This window comes from Arthrobacter sp. BGA-UO-ETr-C19 (genome assembly GCF_059568005.1).
Genome location: NZ_JCAQPC010000007.1, coordinates 56,880 through 75,529, shown reverse-complemented (window position 1 = coordinate 75,529; position 18,650 = coordinate 56,880). Strand labels below are relative to the sequence as shown.

Here is an 18,650-nt window from a genome sequence, read left to right as displayed (position 1 = left end):
GTGAGAAACGCATAGGAGCAGGATATCCGCCGGGAGCTATACTGCAGACGGGATGTAGCGGGCTGAGGGGGCTGCGATGGGTGATACACGCGTGGGACTGGTCATCGAGGATGATCACGATATTCGCGAATTGGTTCGCGTTGTTCTGACGCAGGCCGGTTTTGAGGTGCGCGCCGCGAGCAGCGGAGCCGAGGGCGTTCTGGCCGCCAAGGAACTGGACCCTGCGGTCATCACGCTCGACCTGGGACTGCCGGACATCGACGGCTTCGAGGTCGCGCGGCAGATCCGCCAGTTCTCCGACGCCTACATCGTCATGCTTACTGCCCGTGCAGAAGAGCTGGACACCCTGATCGGCCTTGAGTCAGGCGCCGACGATTACCTCACCAAACCGTTCCGCCCGCGTGAGCTGCGCGCCCGCGTTGCGGCCATGATGCGGCGTCCGCGTTCGACGCCGGATCTCGCCGAAGAGGCCGGCTCGCCTGGCGCCGCCGCGAACGAGGGGCGGAAGTACACCCACAACGGCCTCGACCTGAGCTATGACTCCCGGACCGTGGCCGTTGACGGCCAGGAGCTGAGCCTGACCCGCACCGAGTTCGACCTGCTGCATGCCCTGCTCGAGGCGGGCCGCATGGTCCGTACCAAAGCGGATCTGGTGCGCCGACTGCGGGACGAACCGTACGACGTCGGAAGTTACATCAGCGAGGCGGACGAGCGGTCTGTTGAGGTGCACATGGGCAACCTGCGCAAAAAACTCGGTGATTCGGCGCAGAATCCGCGCTGGCTGCAGACTGTCCGCGGCGTGGGCTACCGGCTGGCTCCGGCTGAGAACTGAGCTGAGCCCCGCGTAATTGGGTCAGCCCGCTGCGAGGAACAGCTCCAGCTGTTTCTCGACGGCGGACAGGTCCCTGAGTTCGCACTCCCAGACGGTGAGTACCTCCCAGCCGTCGTTTTCGAGCTGCCGGCGCTGGCTGGCGTCGCGGTCCCGTGTGCGGGTGCGTTTCGTTTCCCAAAATTCGGCGTTGGCCTTCGGGGCGTGCTGGCCCACCTTGCAGTCGTGGAAGTGCCAGAAGCAGCCGTTGACGAAGATGACCTTGCGCCGGCCTGCGAAGACGAGGTCCGGGTTCCCGGGCAGCTTGACGCCGCGCGAGGCGCCGTGGAGGCGGTACCGGTAGCCCTTGGCGTGCAGGAGGCTCCGCACCAGCAGTTCAGGCTTGGTGTTCTTGCCCCGGATCCGGGACATGTTCCAGCTGCGCTGCTCAGGTGTCAGCCGGTCCGCCATGTTTCCAGTCTAGGCCGGCGGCCTTGCTAGAAATCGCGCTCCGGCTGCTCGCCAAACTGGAAGTGCCGGCCGCTCACGGAGCCGGGATCGATCTCCACGTAGAAGTCCTTCAGCGTGGGGACCCAGGACGCGAGCCCCAGCTCTTCGGCCTCGGCAATCTCCGCTGATTTGCTCAGGACGCGGGCCGTGCCGCGGAGCACCACTGACCACGCCTGGTCCGACATGATGCCGTCCGTCTCGAACAGGACCCTGTCGTTGATGGTCACCTGGGCGAGCTTGTTGCCCGGCGCTGTGCGGAAGTACAGCTTCCTCCGGCTCGTCACGTAGTTGACGGGGAAGATATCCGGCTCTCCCGCCACGGTGACCACCAAACGGCCGTGCCGGGTGCCCTCCAGAAGCTGCCAGCACTGCTCTTCGTCGAGGACCAGGATGGGATCGCCGTCGGTGTGGTTGAACATCATGTGCTCCATTCTTCTACAGCTTGTAGAAAAACGATAGGGGTATGGGCAGATTTTCCCAGTAAGCTCGGTGCTCCGCCGCTGGCCAAAGCAGCGTTTGACCGGTGCGTAGGACACTTTACACCGCTGTAATACCCCCGGAATCGGGCTGTCGCACGGTGTGACTAGCGTCGGCAAGGACAAACCGGAGACGAAAGCGGATGCCTAATGACTAATGACCTGAAGGACAGCGAACTGTTGGATAGCCCGGGCGGCGGTGCCGGCGTCGGACGTGCCGCCGTCGGGCTGGAAAGCAAGCGGCCGCGGGCGGCTGGCAACACGGGCACCGGCAACGCGGACGCCTTGAGCGCCACGAAGGAAAGCCTGGAGGATTACACGCTCAGGTTCGCACCGCGTTCTTACCGCAAGTGGAGCGCCGGCGTGGTGGCGACGAGTGCGCTGGGAGGCATTGCCTACCTGGCTGATTTCTCGATCGGGGCGAATATCGGGATTGCCTACGGCACGGTGAACGCAATTCTCGGAATTGTGGTGGCCGCCGTGATTATCTTCGCGACGGGTTTTCCGCTCGCCTATTATGCGGCCCGGTACAACATCGATTTGGACCTGATTACCCGCGGTTCCGGGTTCGGGTATTACGGCTCCGTGGTGACGAACGTGATCTTTGCGACTTTCACATTTATCTTCTTTGCGCTCGAAGGGTCGATCATGGCGCAGGGCCTCGAACTGGGGCTGGGAATTCCACAATGGCTTGGTTACGCCGCGTCCACGATCATCATCATTCCGCTGGTCATTTACGGGATGAACACGCTGGCCAAACTCCAGGTGTGGACCACGCCCCTGTGGCTGCTGCTCATGGTGGTTCCCGTCGGCTATCTGCTGGTATCCCACCCCGGCAGCATCGATGACTTCTTCGCCTACACGGGGAATTCCGGTGCTGGAGGAACCAACCTGGCCTCGGTCATGCTGGCCGCAGGCGTCTGCCTGTCGCTGATGGCGCAGATCGCGGAGCAGATCGACTACCTGCGCTTCATGCCGCCTAAAACCGCCGACAACAAAGGCGCGTGGTGGCGTGCAGTGATCCTTGCCGGGCCGGGCTGGGTACTGTTCGGTGCCATCAAGCAGATCGTGGGCATGTTCATCGCCGTCTACCTGATCGCCAAGCTGGATCCTGCAGCCTCGGCCACTGCGAATGAGCCGGTGCACCAGTTCCTCGGTGTCTATGAGGAGATGATGCCGGCATGGCTGGCGATGAGCCTGGCCGTGGTGCTGGTGGTCATTTCCCAGATCAAGATCAACGTCACCAACGCCTACTCCGGCTCGCTGGCGTGGACCAACAGCTTCACCCGGGTGACCAAGACCTACCCGGGGCGCATGGTGTTCGTCGCGGTGAACCTGCTGATCGCTTTGATCCTGATGGAAGCCAACATGTTCGACTTCCTCAACACGATTCTGGGCTTCTATGCCAACTGCGCCATGGCCTGGGTGGTCACGGTGGCCTCGGACATCGCCATCAACAAATACCTGCTGAAGATCTCACCCAAGACCCCCGAATTCCGGCGCGGCATGCTGCACGCCGTGAACCCGGTGGGGTTTGTGTCCATGCTGGCTTCCGCCGGGGTGTCCATCGCGGTGTTCTTCGGTGCCTTTGGTTCCGGAATCCAGCCGTACTCGCCGATTTTCGCGGTGGGCCTGGCGCTCGTACTGCCGCCGGTTCTGGCCGTCCTGACCAAGGGCAGGTACTACCTGCGCCGCACGGACGACGGCATTGACCTGCCGATGTTCGACGCCGACGGAAACCCCAGCGATGCAAAACTGCTCTGCCACGTGACCGGGATTGAGTTCGAACGCCCGGACATGGTGCGTTCCGCCCAGGACGGGCCCGACGGCGAACCCCAGTACGTTTCGTCGCTCGCTTTGTCGACGGATAAGACGGGGGAGTTGGTCCTTCCGGCGCAGCCGCTCCAACCAGCGGCTCTCCAACCAGCGCAGCCCCTCCAACCGGCGCAGCCCCGGGGGTAGTGCTGTGTAGAGCCTGAGCAGCGCCATGATGACGGCGCAGTGGGGGACTGAAGCGGGTCCGGTGAGATTCTCACCGGACCCGCTTTGTGCGTGTTCCATCGCACCTCGACGGTTCGCTTGGGCGTTGAAGTGGCTGTGGATAACTTTGAGCCGGAATGTGTGATCTCAGTTACCCTTTAATCATTGTTCGGACACAGATGTCTTGAAACCTATCCGGGGGGATTAGCGCATGACTTCTCGTACCTGCATTTCTGAACGCCTCCGTCTGCCTGTGATTTCCGCCGTTGCTGTGTCCGTCCTTGCGCTCACCGGCTGCAGCGGTGGAGGCGACCCCCAGGCCGGTCCAACTGCCTCGGCCGTCGCGTCGCCAGCTGCGTCAGGTTCCGGGTCGGCCTCTGCCACGCCAAGCGCCGCCGCCACACCGGAACCGACGCCGGTGTACAAGCCGGCCGACGCCAAGGGGAGGGCGCAGAACGTCCCCGTGCCCGTGAAGCCAGCCCTTGCAGATAAGAATACAAAGGAGGGGCTGGAGGCGTTTGCCAAATACTGGTACGCCTTGCTGAATTACGGCTTCGAGACCGGTGACTTGTCATCTTGGGCAAAGCTAACTTCGACTTCCTGTGAGTTTTGCAACCTGCTCAAAAACAGTGTCGCAGTCGGCTACAAGGAGGGGCGTTGGCAGGCTGGCGGCCGCCTTTCTGCTCCGTCCGTCGAGGCGAGGTTCAAGCCGGGGGCGGCAAGTCAGCAGGTTGTGGTGCAGGTGATTCAGGAGAAAACGTACTACTACAAAGCAAATAAAAGCGTCGGAAGGAGTCCTGCTCCTGGCTCGAATACTGCTTCTGTGGTTGTAGCGAAATATGCCGATGGCCATTGGGCTGTTTCCGACCTCCACCTTATTCAGTAGCCGGTGACGAAATGAGCCTTAGGGCGACTATTTCCGTGACTCTTGCCGCAGCTCTAGCGTTTAGCCTGCAGCAGCAAGCTCATGCATTTGACGACGATTACGGCGGTTCCGTCGACTATGGTGAAGCGGGCATCATTGTAGATGGTTGGGTACGCGACGAGGCGACAGATGAATTCCTTCCCGCCCCGCCTGGCTACGTCAGTAACGACCCCAACCAATACAACGCATTTCCGCAGTGCCAGGTGGACGACGGGAACTTGGCCATCGATTGCTTGGCTGGCCAACGCCCGTGCCCACCAAGAGCCGATGGTAAGCCTGGCGTCCCAGTGATTTGGAAGGTTGCCCCGCGGGAGGTAGAGAATCCAGCCTGGACCGACTGGCAGGGCAATGGCGGCGGCCCCACGTGCCTCTACGACAGGAACCCCGAAGACCTTCTGCCCCGAATCGCCGCTCTTATCCAGAGGGCATTCGATAGCCTTCCAGTCGCCCCCGGAAAGTTGACCGCTCAACCTAGCCCGCACACTCTCCGGGGTGCCGAGACCAACTTCTACGGCAAAGCCACAGAGCAGCCATTCGACATCACCATCCTGGCCCAAAAAATTCACATCATCGCTAAACCTGTCCAATACCGTTGGGACTACGGTGACGGCACGTCGCTCGGCCCCACGACCACCATGGGCGGCCCGCTCCCGCAGGACCGGTGGGGTGAGAAGACCCGGACCAGCCACGCCTACGCCGCGACCGGCGACTTCAATGTCGTCCTCACCACGTACTTCCAGGGAACCTACTCGGTGAACGGCGGGCCGGACCTGCCAATCCCCAATCAGGGTCAGTTCAGTTCTGCGCCCCAGACTGTGAGCGTGTGGCGCTCGGTCACCCGCAATTATGCCGACGACTGCAACACAAACCCGCGCGGCGAAGGCTGCCCTGGCGCGGCTCCCTAGAATCCTAGAACAGGTCCGGTGAGCTTACGCCCGCAGCTCGCGATCCATCCGCGCCATCCTGGCCCGCAGCAATTGAAAGCGTGGGTCAGCCGCCCCGACCACTCGCTCAACCACGGCAGCAGCAGCGGAATCGGTCGCGCCCATTTCCGTGGAGCACCACCGCAGGACCAGATCAGCCTCACCGCTGGCGCGCACCGATGCACCCACGGCCTCGTTGAGTTCATCCCGCATGAGTTCAATGGCGAAGTTGGCCGAACGGGTCAGGAGCTTCGCGGGATATAACGTCAGCGCGTCGGCCACGCGCCCCGCGCGCAGGTGGGTGGCCACCTTGGACGCGTCGGTCTCGACCTTCACCCCAGCGGTGAACCGGTACGGATTGGGTTCCACAACGGTTCCAAGTAGCCCGCGAATCCGGTGCATCTCAGTCCGGACGGATGCGGCGGCGCCGTCCTCACCGTACAGCTCGAACGCCAGTTCCTCCCCGCTCCAGCCACTGGACCGGGAGGCGAGCAGCGCCAGGATTTCGGCACGGCGCAGGGTGAGCGCAAGCGGCGCACCGCCGTCGATCTCTGCAGTGGGCCTGTCACCCAATATCCGCAGGGTCAACGTATGGGCCGAGCGGCTGGTCCGTGCTGCCGGAGTCGCGGGTGGCCGCCCGGGCACTGCGCCGATCGTTGGCGCGCCAGCGGACTTTAGCAGTTCCTCGGCCAGCCGGACACCGCACCGCACCATCCGCAGGCTGTCCGGCGTCACGGATTCGATCGGGCCGGAGACATCCAGGACGCCCAGGATGTCGCCCGTGAACGGATCCCGGATCGGTGCCGCGGTGCAGGCCCAGTCATGGTGCGTGCGGACGAGGTGCTCCGCGGAGAACAGCTGAGCCGGGGTGCCGGTGACCAGGGCCTCGCTGATGGCGTTGGTCCCCACCCCGGACTCGGACCAGTCGGCGCCCTCCACGAACTCCAAGGAATCCGCCTGCCGCAGCGCATGCCTGCTCCCAATCCGCCAAAGAACCTCGCCGAGGTGGTCCGTGACAATGAGAAGGTGCCGCCCACCCGTCGTCTCGTCGGCAATCAGCTGGGTCAGTGCCGGCATCACCGCTGCCAGGCGGTGGTCGGCGCCCAGCCGACGGGCTTCGCTGACGTCGTGGCGGTGGACGGGACGGTGCCGGTCGGGATCAATGCCCAGCGCCAGGGACCGCTGCCAGGAGCTCATGAGTGACGGGGTGATGTACGGATCCGGGCGTCCGGAAATGGTGGCTTCATGCGCCTGTCGTAGCGCCCGGGCGTACTCGAGGGGCGAAGTGAAGCGGAGGTCGCGCGCCTGGGCGGCAGCATCAGACTTCGGCATACCCATCCTCCCAACTCGCCATTGAATCGTGCCCCGACCGCCCATCACAGGACGAAAACGTGCAACCCGATTGTAACCCTCCGCGGCTTTTACTTGTGATGCGGGTCACGGAGGCGGGTGGGGGTGCCTGCCCCGGCATCGGCAACGTGACACCAGGCCAACACACGGTCGGGTCATCAAAGGAAAGAGGAATCATGCCCGAGACACCAAACGGCATCGTCGCCAGCTGGCTGGAGCAGTTCGACGAGGCGCTGCGCACGAAGGACACCGCAGCGGCGATTGAGTTGTTCGACGAAGAGTCGTATTGGCGCGACTTCGTGTCCTTCACCTGGAACCTCAAGACCATGGAAGGCAAGGACAGCATCAGGCGAATGCTCGATGCGACCCTCAACGACGTCGGGCCGCATAACTGGGCGCTCGCCGAGGACGCCACCGGCGATGCTGCCAGCACCGAGGCCTGGGTGACATTCGAAACCGCGCAGGCCCGCGGCTACGCCCACCTGCGCCTTCGCAACGGCAAGTGCTGGACCCTGCTCACCACCATGCAGGAACTCAAGGGATTCGACGAGAAGAAAGGTCCCAACCGCGAGCAGGGCGTGGCCCACCGCATCGAGAAAGGCCGAAGGTCCTGGCTTGAACTCAAGGAGGAGCAGGCTGCCAAGCTTGGCTACGAGGAGCAGCCCTACACCGTGATCATCGGCGGCGGCCAGGGCGGCATCGGACTCGGCGCCCGGCTCCGCCGGCTTGGCGTTCCAACCATCATCATCGAGAAGAACGCGCGGCCGGGTGACTCGTGGCGGAACCGCTACAAGTCCCTGCACCTGCACGACCCCGTCTGGTACGACCACCTGCCGTACATGAAGTTCCCCGACGACTGGCCCGTCTTCGCCGCCAAGGACAAGATCGGCGACTGGTTGGAGTACTACACCCGGATCATGGAGCTGAACTACTGGTCCAGCACCGAATGCACCAACGCACGCTGGGACGAGGATGCCCGCGAGTGGGAAGTCAGTGTGGTCCGCGACGGCGAACCTGTCACCTTGCGCCCGAAGCAGCTCGTCTTCGCGCTGGGCGTTTCCGGCTACCCCAACGTTCCCAAGTTCGACGGCGCCGAGTCGTTCCTGGGCGAGCAGTACCACTCGTCCAAGCACCCGGGCGGCGGGGACTGGACGGGCAAGAAAGCTGTAGTTATCGGGTCCAACAACTCAGCCCACGACATCTGCGCCGATCTCTGGGAGCACGGTGCCGACGTCACCATGGTCCAGCGCTCCTCCACGCACATCGCCCGCAGCGAGTCGCTCATGGACCTTGCACTCGGCGACCTTTATTCGGAAAGGGCCCTGGCCAACGGCGTCACGACCGAAAAAGCCGATCTGCTGTTCGCTTCGCTGCCGTACCGGATCCTGCCGGATGCACAGATCCCGGTCTACCAGGAGATGGCGCGGCGTGACGCCGACTTCTACTCCCAGCTTGAGGCGGCCGGCTTCGACCTTGACTTCGGCGTCGACGGTTCCGGGCTCTTCCTGAAGTACCTGCGGCGTGGTTCCGGTTACTACATCGACGTCGGCGCTTCGCAGCTGATCATCGACGGCAGGGTGAAACTCGCCAACGGCCAGATCGATAAGATCACGGGCAACGCCGTCGTCCTCGATAACGGCACTGAGCTGGAAGCCGACGTGATCATTTACGCCACCGGCTACGGCTCGATGAACGGCTGGCTCGCCGATCTCGTCTCGCCCGAGGTGGCGGACGCGGTAGGCAAGTGCTGGGGATTCGGCTCGGATACGCCCAAGGACCCTGGCCCGTGGGAAGGGGAACTGCGCAACATGTGGAAGCCCACGAACGTGGAGAACCTCTGGATCCACGGCGGCAATCTTCACCAGAGCAGGCACTACTCCACATACCTGGCGCTGCAGCTCAAGGCCAGGTTGGAAGGCCTTCCCACCCCGGTGTACGAGCTGCAGCCATCCCACCACACCCGCTGAAAGGGGCACGCCATGAAAGCTGCACGGTTTTACGGCCAGCGTGACCTGCGTATTGAGGACGTGCAGGAGCCGGAGCTGCGCCCCGGAACGGTCAAGATCGCGGTTGCCTGGTGCGGCATCTGCGGAACCGACCTCCACGAATTCCTCGAGGGCCCGATCTTCATCCCGTCGCCCGGCCATGGCCACCCGCTCACAGGCGAAGAGGCGCCGGTCACCATGGGGCACGAGTTCTCCGGCACCGTCGAGCAACTGGGCGCCGGGGTGGCCGGCCTCTCGGTGGGGGACAACGTCGTGGTCGAACCGTACTTCGTCTGTGACGACTGTGAGCCCTGCCGGGCCGGCAACTACAACCTGTGCACGCGCATGGGCTTCATCGGCCTGGCAGGAGGCGGGGGAGGACTCAGTGAGAAGATCGTCGTCGATTCCCGGTGGGTCCACCCAATTGGCTCAATCCCACTGGACGAGGCTGCGCTGATCGAGCCCTTGGCCGTCGCCTACCACGCAGTTGGCCGGAGCGGCCTGACTGCCGGGGACGTGGCCGTCGTCGGCGGCGCGGGGCCCATCGGTCTGCTGACTGCTGCTGTCCTGAAAGGCCTTGAGATCACGACGATCATCACGGAGCTGTCCGCCGCCCGCAAGGAGAAAGCCGTCTCATCCGGAGTTGCCGATCACGTCATCGATCCCGGCCAGCAGGACGTGAAGGCGCGCGTGCTGGAACTGACCGCCGGGGAGGGAGCCGATGCCGCGTTCGAGTGTGCCGGCGTCAACGCGGTGCTGGACACCATGCTGGATGTCGTGAAACCGGCGGGTGTTGTGGTCAACGTTTCCATCTGGGGCCGCCCAGCCACGGTCGACATGCAGAAGGTCGTGCTCAAGGAAATCGATCTTCGCGGCACCATCGCTTACAAGGGGGATCATGCCGCGGCCATCAAGCTGGTCCAGGACGGAAAGGTGGACCTGAAACCCTTCATCACTGGACGAATAGCATTGGACGACCTCGTGGACAAGGGATTCGACACCCTGATCAACCACAACGACACCGCGGTCAAAATCATCGTTCACCCGTAGGCGCATGGACTGGCGGGTCCGGCTTCATGCATGATGGCCCCCGATCCGGAAGGATGGGGGGCCATCATGCGGCCGGGGGGTTCTGCGGCTAGGCCGCCTCTGCCCGGTCCGTCACGGCGATTTCGACGTCGTCGGGGCGTTCGTTGACGAAGTACATGATGATCATGCCGAGGAAGGGGCCGGCGGCGAGCGTGATCAGGGCTGCCATGAAGGAGTTGTCGGTTGCGGCGAAGACGGCGCCCACTGCCAGGGGAACCAGGACGCTTCCGATTTGCCACATGGCGTTTGTTATTCCGGCAGCACCGCCGAGGACCCGGCTGCTCACCAGGCGGGGTACGAGGGCCACGATGAGCGGGAGGTAGCAATATGCCCCGAGTCCGAGCAGCGGGGCGGCGATGAAGAAGGCCACAGCGTTGTCCAGCGTGCCGAAGACGACGAGCATGACGGCGAAGCAGCCGAGGACGACCATTGCGGGGACCCTGCGGGCGCCGTTGAATTTGTCGGCGATCCAGCCGATAAGGGGCTTACCGAAGACACCGAGGGCCCCATAGACAGCCACGATGCCACCGGCGATCGTCGGGTCGATGCCGTGCCCCTTGATCATGAGGGCGTTGGACCAGGTGATGAAGCCGTAGGTCCCCCAGAAGCCGCCGAATCCTGCCAGCGCCAGGAGAAGAAGGTTCTTGTTGCGTCCCAGTTCGATAAGGACGGACCGTCCCTCCGCGCGGTTGGCCCTTTTGGCCACGACCGGTCCGGGCCTGAGCACGAGGTAGCAGGCGATGCCGGCCACAATGGACACGCCTCCGAAAAGCAGATAGGAGGCATGCCAGGAGTAGTGCTCGATGAGGTAGGGCACGGCGGTGTTCGCCACCACGACGCCGAGCGATGTTGCCGAAGTGTAGATCCCCATTGCCTTGCCGAGTTCCTCGGGACGGAACCAGCTGGAAATCAATTTGATGCCGGCGGCATATTCGGCTCCGGCGAAGAGGCCGATGACCGCCTGGACAGCCATGCCGACCCACGCGGACGTCGTGGACCCGAAGAGCATCATGAACGCTCCGGCACCCACGAGGGAAACCGAAATGAGTAGGCGTCCGCCAAGCTTATCCGTAAGGAATCCACTGCCGGCATTCGAAACGACGTAGCCAATGTAGTAGAAGGTGGCAAAAAGGCCCAGGCTTGCCAGGGGAACGCCGAGGTCGTCGCCAATAGAGATGGACGCCGGACCCCAGGTGGAACGGTCAACGGAAGTCATGGTGAAGGCCAGCCAGCAAAGGACTAGGACCAGCCAGCGGTAGGGGCGCCTGGACGGATCGAGATCGGTGGAGACGCGGGCAGGGTCAAGGGCAGTCATGTGTATCCCATTCTGAAGGGGCGTCGTTGCCGCGGGACATCGCGAAAACAAGAATTTGCGTGTGATCAACATAACCACCTCCGCGCCGGATATCAAGCTTTTTTGTCCGCATAGTGTCGCTTTGCGCGTAAAACGGACGATTTAGATGCCCAGGCCATCCCTCAAATCCATCATGAACTCATCAGCGGCGTCCCTTAGGGCCGGCAGGAAATTCTCGGTCATGTCCCGATTGGGGGTAGTGGCCTCGTGGACTGAGGCGCTCATGGCCGCTACAACCTCACCCCGGCGGTTCCGAAGGGGGACCGCAACGGCGCGTATACCGGTCTCGAGCAACTGGTCAACGTAGCTCCAGCCCTGCTCTCGGACGGCCGCCAGTGTGACCTCGAGGTCTGCCAAGCCATTGGCGGCCCTGCCCCTGCCCGCGGAACGCTTGGCGTCTTTAAGCGCCGCGGGGGGCAGAAGGGACAGGAGGATCTGTCCCATGGCCGTGCGCTCTGCTGGAACCCGGGTGCCCGGGCGAATGTTCACGATCAGGGGGCTGGGTGCACTGGCCCTGGCTACGTAGCGCAGGTCCATGCCGTCCAGAACGCCGATGGAAACCGAGGCTCCGAGCTTTCGCGCCAATGCTTCGAGGCGGGGTTTGGCCACGTCTGCGAGCGAAAGCCGGGACAGCAGGGAGTAGCCCAGCTCCAGGGCTAGGGGGGTCGGGGCGTAGCTGCGCCCCCGCTGTTCAAGGTAGCCAAGTGAGGCCAGGGTCAGGACGAAGCGACGCGCCGCCGAGCGCGGGAGCCGGCACCGCTCGGATATCTGGGCCAGGTTCATGGCCGGGTGGCCCTCATCGAAGGCGGTGAGGATGCACAACCCCCGCTCCACCGATTGGATTACATCCGATGGACGCACCTTGGGGCGAGTGGCGGTCGCAGGTGCCGTCGCGGACCTGGCCGGAGCTTCCCCGGAAGCCGGCCAGAGGGCGGCCGCGGTCCGTTGCGCGGCGGACTGGAGCAGCGGAACGAAGTCGTTCTCGAGTACCTGGGCGTCCACACGCGTGGCGTGCGCGGCAATATTCAGGGCGGCGACGATCCGGCCTGCCGGGTCGTGCAGGGGGACGGCCACTGACCGGATTCCCGGCGTCAACTCCTGGTCGGCCATCGTCCACCCACGCCCGCGGGCTTCCTCGATCCGCTTCCGCACGTAGCCAGGATCGAAACCAGGGCTGGGTTCAGTGGATGAAAGGTAGTCCTCGAGTTCGTCGGGAGTGAGGTCGCCCAGCAGGACGCGGCCGGTGGCTGTGCTGTGTGCGGCGACGCTGGTGCCGACGGTGATGTTTGCGGTGACGATCCTGTCGGCGGCCACCCGTGCGGCGTAGTAGACGCGGCGCTTGTGAAGCACGGTCAGGGAGGCTGTTTCCCCCACGGCCCGGACGAGCTCGGCCAGATGGGGGTGGGCGGCGTCCGGCAGCGGATTGCTGCGAAGGTAGGCGTCCCCGATCTCGAGCACCCCTGGCGTCAGCGTGTACCCCTCCGCCGACTGGCCTGCGTAACCCAGGTACTCCAATGTCAGGGCGAACCTGCGCGCCGCGGTGCGCGTAATACCCACAAGGGACGCCACATCCGCGACGGAAAGCGCCTCCTCGTGCGCACTGAATGCTCTGAGGACCGACAGGCCCCGCTCCAGGGAGTCCACATAGTCCGGGTCTGTGGCCGCGAGTTCTGCGGCTGCCGGCATTGATGCATTCACACTCTCGAATCTAGACCATCACCAGTCCGGCCAGTAGAAGTGCTGCCGCTGCGCATTGCTTGACGCGCCATGAGACCCATGCAACACTTTATTGACCGAATGACGCGCAGATGCGCGCAAACCGGATATATCGACAATTTCGACTCATCTCGGAAGGCCCCCACAGTGCTCACTTCAGAACAGAACGTCCTGCTGACCCAGACCGGCCCGGAAACGCCCATGGGGCGCCTGTTCCGGCGCTATTGGTTCCCTGCTCTCCTCGCCGAGGAACTTCCCGAGGCGGACTGCCCCCCGGTGCGCGTCCAGCTCCTGGGCGAGAAGCTCATCGCCTTCCGGGACACTTCGGGCCGGCTTGGCCTGTTGGACGAGTTCTGCGCACACCGAACCGCTTCCTTGTACTTCGGACGCAACGAGGAAAACGGCCTCCGGTGTGCCTACCACGGGTGGAAGTACGACGTGGAGGGCAACCTGGCGGACATGCCGTCCGAGCCCGAAGACTCCAAGTTCAAATGCCGCATCAAGCAGAAGTCATATCCCCTCGTGGAACGGGGAGGTGTGCTCTGGGCGTACATGGGTCCCGGGGAGCAGATGCCGGATCTTCCGGAACTCGAATGGGCCCTGCTCGGCGACGGGCAGCGCTTCATTTCCAAGCGCCTCCAGGAAACCAACTACCTCCAGGCCATGGAGGGTGGCATCGACTCCAGCCACGTGTCCTTCGCCCACCGCTTCAACCTGGATGATGACCCCATGCACTCCGGAACGGCCGGCAATGAGTACATCAAGGCTGACACCCGCCCGAAGTTCGAGGTCGCCGAAAGCGACGGCGGCTTGCTGATCGGGGCCCGGCGCAACGCGAACGAGGAAGAGTTTTACTGGCGCATCACCCAGTGGATCATGCCCTTCTACACGATCATTCCCCCGTTCGGCACCCACAACCCCATGGGCGGGCACGCCTGGGTCCCGATCGATGACACCACGTGCTGGGCCTGGTCCTGGAACTACCACCCGACCCGCGACTTGCGCGAAGACGAACTGGAACAGATGCGCAACGGCGACGGCATCCACGCCAAATACATTCCGGGAACTTATCGGACGCTCGCCAACAAGGACAACGACTACCTCATGGACCGTGAGGCTCAGAAGCAGAACAAGACCTTTTCCGGCATCGAGGGCATCGCCGCGCAGGATTTCTCCCTGCAGGAAAGCATGGGCGACATCGCCGACCGCACGAAGGAGCGGCTGGGCACCTCCGACGCCGCCATTATCCTGGCGCGGCGCCGCCTGCTGGCAGCGCTCGACTCCATGGAGGACGAGGCCCTGCCCGGCATCAGCACCGCGGACCAGCGCGTGCGCTCGACGTCCGTGTTGCTCCCCAAGGACGTCCCGTTTCATGAGGGTGCCCACCAGGCCGTCCAGGTGGTCCCCGGAACCGACTTCGTTTCCATCTAGACCCGAACCCGCTAGGAGTTCCGCATGAAAGACCACGGTTCCACGGTCGCCTCGACAGGCACGGCCGCGACACTGGCAGCGCCCCTTCCCGACGCTGTCAGGGCCGCTGTCTCGTTGCCAGATTCAACCACAACGGTCCAGGCGATTGACCCGGGACTGGCCTCAAGCGCCGCAGGCTGGCTAAAAGTGGAATCCTCCGCGCTGTGCGGGACCGACCTGGACCTCTACCAGCAGGGCCTTCGCCATCCCACAGTGATGGGCCACCACGTCATTGGCGAAATCGTCTCCCTCACCCCGGTCATGCGGTGGTCGTGGGACGTCGAGGTCGGCGACAGGGTGGCCCTGGAGGAGTACCTCCCCTGCGGGCGGGCGACCTGCGCTGCCTGCCTGCAGCCGGACATCTACCGTTTCTGCCCGGACGCGGATCTGTGGGGCGGACAGCGTAGGGTAGGAATGCTGGGACTCCATGAAGGTTCCGGTCTTCACGGCGGCAACGCGGAATACATGGAACTGTCGACCCAGACAGTGCTGCACAAGCTGCCCCGGGACCTGGATTCGAACCTCGCCGCCTGGACCCAGCCCTTCGCCAACGCGGTCGATTGGGTCATCAACATCGGTGGCGCCATGAGTGGCTCGCGCGTGGCCATCATCGGACCGGGCTACCACGGCATCGCCGCTGTGGCGGCCGCCAGGGCAGCCGGCGCACACGAGATCGTCGTGCTCGGACGCAACTCGCGCACCAGCCGCGACCGTCTGGAGATCGCCGAGGCCATGGGCGCCTCCGTCCTCGTCAACGACGACGCATCATCAACGTCCGCGGCCCTGGGCCGGCACGGCAAGACCACCGGATTCGATGTCATCGTAGACACCGTCGGCCTCGGTGGACCCGCCCTCCAAACCACGGAACACCTCCGGAAACTGGGACGTCTGGTCCTGGCCGGACTCGGTGACACCCCCGTCGCAGAAGTGAACCTGAAGACCCTCGTACGCGGGGCGTCCGGTGTCGTCGGCGTACGCGGCCGTTCGCCGCAGGCCCTCACCAGGAGCATCGAACTCCTTGCCGGCGAAGACACCGGCCTGCAACACGTGCCCAGCATCGACGTCGGGCTCGACGGCGTCGACGAACTCTTCCGCACCCTACTGGACCGGACAGGGCCCAGCAGTCCGCACGTCGTCGTTCGACCTTCGCTCTGAGCAGCGACAACCCAAACTAAGGAAAGCCCATGACACATCTCACGTCGCGCGCCTACTACAAGGCCCGGATCCTTCTTGTCCCCCTTGGGACCTCGGGCGCTGCACTCGTCGCGTCAATGTCCGACGCCGGGCTGCGGCAGGTCCGGGTGGCGGCACCCGCGAGCCACCCCGACGGAGTACTCCTGCGCGGGATCGACGAACCCGAGACCGAACCCACAACCGAAACCGTCAGCGACCTCGCAGCCAGCACGGACATGATGGTGTTCCTCGGATCGCGGCTCGAAGAGATTCCCGACGATTTCGTCGAGGCCATGGCCACTGCAGGACGGAACCAGGGGACACTCCTCGCCGGCGTCCTGGTCGGCCTCGGCGGCTGGGATTCCGCCCCCGGCTCGACCTCCATGAGAGTGCTCCGCCGTGAACTCGACATGCTCGTCACCGTGCGAAAAGCAGACCTCGCGCGCGATTTCATCGAGGTCCTCAAAGGCGGAACCAGGGAAGCCATTCCCGGCCAACTCTTCCAACACCCCACCCCCGGAGCCTGACCATGTCCCCCGACACCCTCGACCTCGTTGTGCGCGGCCTGCGCCAGGAGTCCACCAACGTCATGTCCCTCGAACTCGCCCTGCCCGACGGCAGCGCGCTCCCCGAATGGCAGCCCGGCGCGCACCTGGAGGTCATCCTCCCGTCAGGCATGGTGCGGCACTACAGCCTGTGCTCCGACCCCCGCAACCTCCAGAAATACCGCCTCGCCATCCTCCGCGAGACCGGCGGCCGCGGTGGGTCGGAGGAACTCCACTCCGAGACCCGGCTCGGCACAAAACTGACAGCGCGCGGACCGCGCAACCATTTCAAAGTGGAGGACGGCGCAACACACTACCTCCTGGTCGCCGGCGGCATCGGCATCACACCCATCATGGCCATGGCACGGGAACTGAAGGCCGCTGGCAAAAGCACCCGCCTTCTCTACTGCGGATCCAGCCGGCAAACCATGGCGTTCATTGACGAGCTCCAGGAGGTCATGGGAGATTCCCTCGCGCTCTACCCCCGGGACGAGCGCGGCCGTGCCGACCTGCTCACCGAAATCAAGAACGCTCCCGCCGGAACAGCCGTGTACGCGTGCGGACCGGAGCGGCTCCTGACCGACCTTCAGGAAATCACCGCAGCCACACTCGGTGCCGACGCCTTCCACGCGGAACTGTTTGCCGCCGCCACGCCACCGGCCCGCACCGAGGCCGCAGCGGAAACAGAGGCGGACGCACCATTCGAAATCGAGCTGCGCCAATCCGGCTGCACGCTGACCGTTCCACCGGAAAAGACCGTCCTGGACGTCGTCCTCGAGGTGAACCCCTCCTTCATGTCCTCCTGCGAGGAAGGGTTCTGCGGTACCTGCGAAACCAAAGTCCTGGAAGGAGAAGTCGACCACCGCGACACCATCCTGTCCCCAAAGGAACGCGCCAAAAACGACACCATGTTCATCTGCGTCAGCCGCTCCAAATGCGCCAAACTCGTTCTGGACGCTTAGGGCAGCGTCCGACGGCGGCACCCAGCTTGGGTGCCGCCGTCGTCCTTGGTGCTTACCGGGTGAACTCCGCCACACCCGGAATAGTTGCACGCGCTAGGCAGTTACCGCTGGTGAACCTGATGCATTCTGAAAGGAACTCCGCATGCTGTTTTCCCCGCTGACACTCGGCGAGCTCGAACTTTCCAACCGCCTCGTCATGGCCCCGCTGACCCGACTTCGCAACGGCAAGGACGGTGTACCCGGACCGCTCGTGGCGGAGCATTACCGCCAGCGTGCGTCGCTCGGCCTGATCGTCAGCGAGGGAACCTACCCCAGCCCTGCCGGCCGCTCCTACCCGGGACAGCCCGGGCTGGTGACCACTGAGCAGATCGCCGGCTGGAAGAAGGTCACCGACGCTGTCCATGCCGAGGGCGGCCGCATTTTCGCCCAGATCATGCACGGCGGCCGCGTCTCGCATGAGGACATCAACGGCGGCCACCGCGTCGTGGCCCCCAGCCCCGTCGCCGTCGAAGGTGAAACGCGGACCTACAACGGCAAGCAGGCACACCCCGTCCCGCACGAGCTCTCCATTGACGAGCTGCCTATTGTCCGGGAGGAGATCGTCACGGCGTCGCGCAACGCCATTGAGGCAGGGTTCGACGGCGTTGAGCTGCACTCCGCCAACGGTTACCTTCTCCACGAGTTCCTGGCGCCGAACACCAACGTCCGCAGCGACAGCTACGGCGGCTCGCCCGAGAACCGTGCCCGCTTCGTCATTGAGACGGTGAACGCCGTAGTGGAGGCGCTCGGCGCCAACCGCGTCGGAATCCGCATCTCGCCCGAACACAATGTCCAGGGCATCGAAGAGACCGACGCCGCCGACGTCCGGGCAACCTACGAGGTGCTGGTCAACTCCATCGCCCCACTGGACCTGGCCTACCTGAGCATCCTGCACGCCGACCCGACGGGCGACCTGGTGCAGGACCTGCGCTCACGCTTCAACGGCACCTTCCTGGTCAACACCGGCTTTGGTGTCATCACCACCCGCGAGGAAGCGCTGGCTCTCGTGGCTGACGGCCACGCGGACGCCGTCGTGGTGGGCCGGCCCGCCATCGCCAACCCGGACCTCGCCCGCCGCTGGCGCGACGGCCTGCCGCTGAACGAACCGGACCAGTCCACGTTCTACGGCGAGGGCGCGAAGGGCTACACCGACTACCCCGTGTACCAGCCGGCCTAACCCTCGCGGCGCTCCATCGTGAGCCTCCGTAAGCAGCCAAAGGAACCGCCCGTTCGCCGGGCGGTTCCTTTGGCTTAACCGGGCGTTTTTTCTTGAGTGAATCTTGACTCTTTGCCGCATGGAGTCCTGAGTTAGCCCCTGCATTGTTCTTTTCAGTAGGAAATCCAC

Annotated in this window: 16 protein-coding genes; 11 read left to right on the top strand and 5 right to left on the bottom strand. The window is 64.2% G+C overall.

The features are described from left to right. The first annotated feature begins 76 nt into the window (after positions 1–76). The gene (locus AC57BR_RS02405) at positions 77–832 is read left to right on the top strand and encodes a response regulator transcription factor (protein ID WP_496358176.1); all 756 of its coding nucleotides are present in this window, start codon (positions 77–79) and stop codon (positions 830–832) included. 21 nt (positions 833–853) lie between these two features. Here AC57BR_RS02405 and AC57BR_RS02400 read toward each other — a convergent pair whose 3' ends face one another. Further along, complete coding sequence (locus AC57BR_RS02400) at positions 854–1,279, bottom strand: very short patch repair endonuclease (RefSeq protein WP_496358175.1); 426 nt, start codon at positions 1,277–1,279, stop codon at positions 854–856. A gap of 26 nt (positions 1,280–1,305) precedes the next feature. Next, a complete protein-coding gene (locus AC57BR_RS02395) occupies positions 1,306–1,740 on the bottom strand; it encodes a pyridoxamine 5'-phosphate oxidase family protein (protein WP_496358174.1) in 435 nt (144 codons plus the stop codon). Between the two features lie 204 nt (positions 1,741–1,944). Here AC57BR_RS02395 and AC57BR_RS02390 point away from each other — a divergent pair, with 204 nt between their 5' ends. The 3 genes from AC57BR_RS02390 to AC57BR_RS02380 all read left to right on the top strand — a co-directional run bounded on the left by AC57BR_RS02390 (position 1,945) and on the right by AC57BR_RS02380 (position 5,604). Next, the gene (locus AC57BR_RS02390) at positions 1,945–3,756 is read left to right on the top strand and encodes a purine-cytosine permease family protein (RefSeq protein WP_496358173.1); all 1,812 of its coding nucleotides are present in this window, start codon (positions 1,945–1,947) and stop codon (positions 3,754–3,756) included. A gap of 229 nt (positions 3,757–3,985) precedes the next feature. Beyond that, positions 3,986–4,660 (top strand): DUF6318 family protein, encoded by a 675-nt coding sequence (locus tag AC57BR_RS02385; protein ID WP_496358172.1) that lies wholly within the window; start codon positions 3,986–3,988, stop codon positions 4,658–4,660. Between the two features lie 497 nt (positions 4,661–5,157). After that, complete coding sequence (locus tag AC57BR_RS02380; protein ID WP_496358171.1) at positions 5,158–5,604, top strand: PKD domain-containing protein; 447 nt, start codon at positions 5,158–5,160, stop codon at positions 5,602–5,604. 24 nt (positions 5,605–5,628) lie between these two features. Here AC57BR_RS02380 and AC57BR_RS02375 read toward each other — a convergent pair whose 3' ends face one another. Then, positions 5,629–6,954 (bottom strand): helix-turn-helix domain-containing protein, encoded by a 1,326-nt coding sequence (locus tag AC57BR_RS02375; RefSeq protein ID WP_496358170.1) that lies wholly within the window; start codon positions 6,952–6,954, stop codon positions 5,629–5,631. Positions 6,955–7,148: 194 nt separating this feature from the next. Between AC57BR_RS02375 and AC57BR_RS02370 the strand changes: the two genes are divergently transcribed. Together AC57BR_RS02370 and AC57BR_RS02365 are read left to right on the top strand one after the other, a co-directional pair. Continuing rightward, positions 7,149–8,939, top strand: a complete 1,791-nt coding sequence (locus tag AC57BR_RS02370; RefSeq protein WP_496358169.1) for an NAD(P)/FAD-dependent oxidoreductase — start codon at positions 7,149–7,151, stop codon at positions 8,937–8,939. 12 nt (positions 8,940–8,951) lie between these two features. Then, entirely contained in the window at positions 8,952–10,007 is a 1,056-nt protein-coding gene (locus AC57BR_RS02365) for a 2,3-butanediol dehydrogenase (protein WP_496358168.1), read from the top strand. A gap of 88 nt (positions 10,008–10,095) precedes the next feature. On the opposite strand, the gene AC57BR_RS02360 is transcribed toward AC57BR_RS02365, so the two are convergent. Both AC57BR_RS02360 and AC57BR_RS02355 read right to left on the bottom strand, forming a co-directional pair. Next, a complete protein-coding gene (locus tag AC57BR_RS02360) occupies positions 10,096–11,361 on the bottom strand; it encodes an MFS transporter (RefSeq protein WP_496358167.1) in 1,266 nt (421 codons plus the stop codon). A 141-nt stretch (positions 11,362–11,502) separates the two neighbouring features. Further along, positions 11,503–13,098: an IclR family transcriptional regulator domain-containing protein gene (locus AC57BR_RS02355; protein ID WP_496358166.1), complete on the bottom strand. Its 1,596-nt coding sequence runs from the start codon at positions 13,096–13,098 to the stop codon at positions 11,503–11,505. Between the two features lie 165 nt (positions 13,099–13,263). Here AC57BR_RS02355 and AC57BR_RS02350 point away from each other — a divergent pair, with 165 nt between their 5' ends. From AC57BR_RS02350 to AC57BR_RS02330, 5 genes are all read left to right on the top strand, one after another. Continuing rightward, positions 13,264–14,547, top strand: a complete 1,284-nt coding sequence (locus AC57BR_RS02350; protein WP_496358165.1) for a Rieske 2Fe-2S domain-containing protein — start codon at positions 13,264–13,266, stop codon at positions 14,545–14,547. A 24-nt stretch (positions 14,548–14,571) separates the two neighbouring features. Then, the gene (locus AC57BR_RS02345; RefSeq protein ID WP_496358164.1) at positions 14,572–15,741 is read left to right on the top strand and encodes a zinc-binding dehydrogenase; all 1,170 of its coding nucleotides are present in this window, start codon (positions 14,572–14,574) and stop codon (positions 15,739–15,741) included. 29 nt (positions 15,742–15,770) lie between these two features. After that, positions 15,771–16,286, top strand: coding sequence for a hypothetical protein (locus AC57BR_RS02340; RefSeq protein WP_496358163.1), 516 nt, complete (start codon positions 15,771–15,773; stop codon positions 16,284–16,286). A gap of 2 nt (positions 16,287–16,288) precedes the next feature. Further along, complete coding sequence (locus AC57BR_RS02335) at positions 16,289–17,266, top strand: PDR/VanB family oxidoreductase (RefSeq protein ID WP_496358162.1); 978 nt, start codon at positions 16,289–16,291, stop codon at positions 17,264–17,266. Between the two features lie 142 nt (positions 17,267–17,408). Then, positions 17,409–18,482: an alkene reductase gene (locus tag AC57BR_RS02330; RefSeq protein WP_496358161.1), complete on the top strand. Its 1,074-nt coding sequence runs from the start codon at positions 17,409–17,411 to the stop codon at positions 18,480–18,482. Positions 18,483–18,650 lie beyond the last annotated feature (168 nt).

Coding starts and splice junctions, on each gene's coding strand:
- AC57BR_RS02335 (WP_496358162.1), top strand. CDS start 16,289: ATGTCCCCCGACACCCTCGACCTCGTTGTGCGCGGCCTGCGCCAGGAG.
- AC57BR_RS02340 (WP_496358163.1), top strand. CDS start 15,771: ATGACACATCTCACGTCGCGCGCCTACTACAAGGCCCGGATCCTTCTT.
- AC57BR_RS02385 (WP_496358172.1), top strand. CDS start 3,986: ATGACTTCTCGTACCTGCATTTCTGAACGCCTCCGTCTGCCTGTGATT.
- AC57BR_RS02330 (WP_496358161.1), top strand. CDS start 17,409: ATGCTGTTTTCCCCGCTGACACTCGGCGAGCTCGAACTTTCCAACCGC.
- AC57BR_RS02345 (WP_496358164.1), top strand. CDS start 14,572: ATGAAAGACCACGGTTCCACGGTCGCCTCGACAGGCACGGCCGCGACA.
- AC57BR_RS02390 (WP_496358173.1), top strand. CDS start 1,945: ATGACTAATGACCTGAAGGACAGCGAACTGTTGGATAGCCCGGGCGGC.
- AC57BR_RS02405 (WP_496358176.1), top strand. CDS start 77: ATGGGTGATACACGCGTGGGACTGGTCATCGAGGATGATCACGATATT.
- AC57BR_RS02395 (WP_496358174.1), bottom strand. CDS start 1,740: ATGATGTTCAACCACACCGACGGCGATCCCATCCTGGTCCTCGACGAA.
- AC57BR_RS02400 (WP_496358175.1), bottom strand. CDS start 1,279: ATGGCGGACCGGCTGACACCTGAGCAGCGCAGCTGGAACATGTCCCGG.
- AC57BR_RS02370 (WP_496358169.1), top strand. CDS start 7,149: ATGCCCGAGACACCAAACGGCATCGTCGCCAGCTGGCTGGAGCAGTTC.
- AC57BR_RS02360 (WP_496358167.1), bottom strand. CDS start 11,361: ATGACTGCCCTTGACCCTGCCCGCGTCTCCACCGATCTCGATCCGTCC.
- AC57BR_RS02375 (WP_496358170.1), bottom strand. CDS start 6,954: ATGCCGAAGTCTGATGCTGCCGCCCAGGCGCGCGACCTCCGCTTCACT.
- AC57BR_RS02365 (WP_496358168.1), top strand. CDS start 8,952: ATGAAAGCTGCACGGTTTTACGGCCAGCGTGACCTGCGTATTGAGGAC.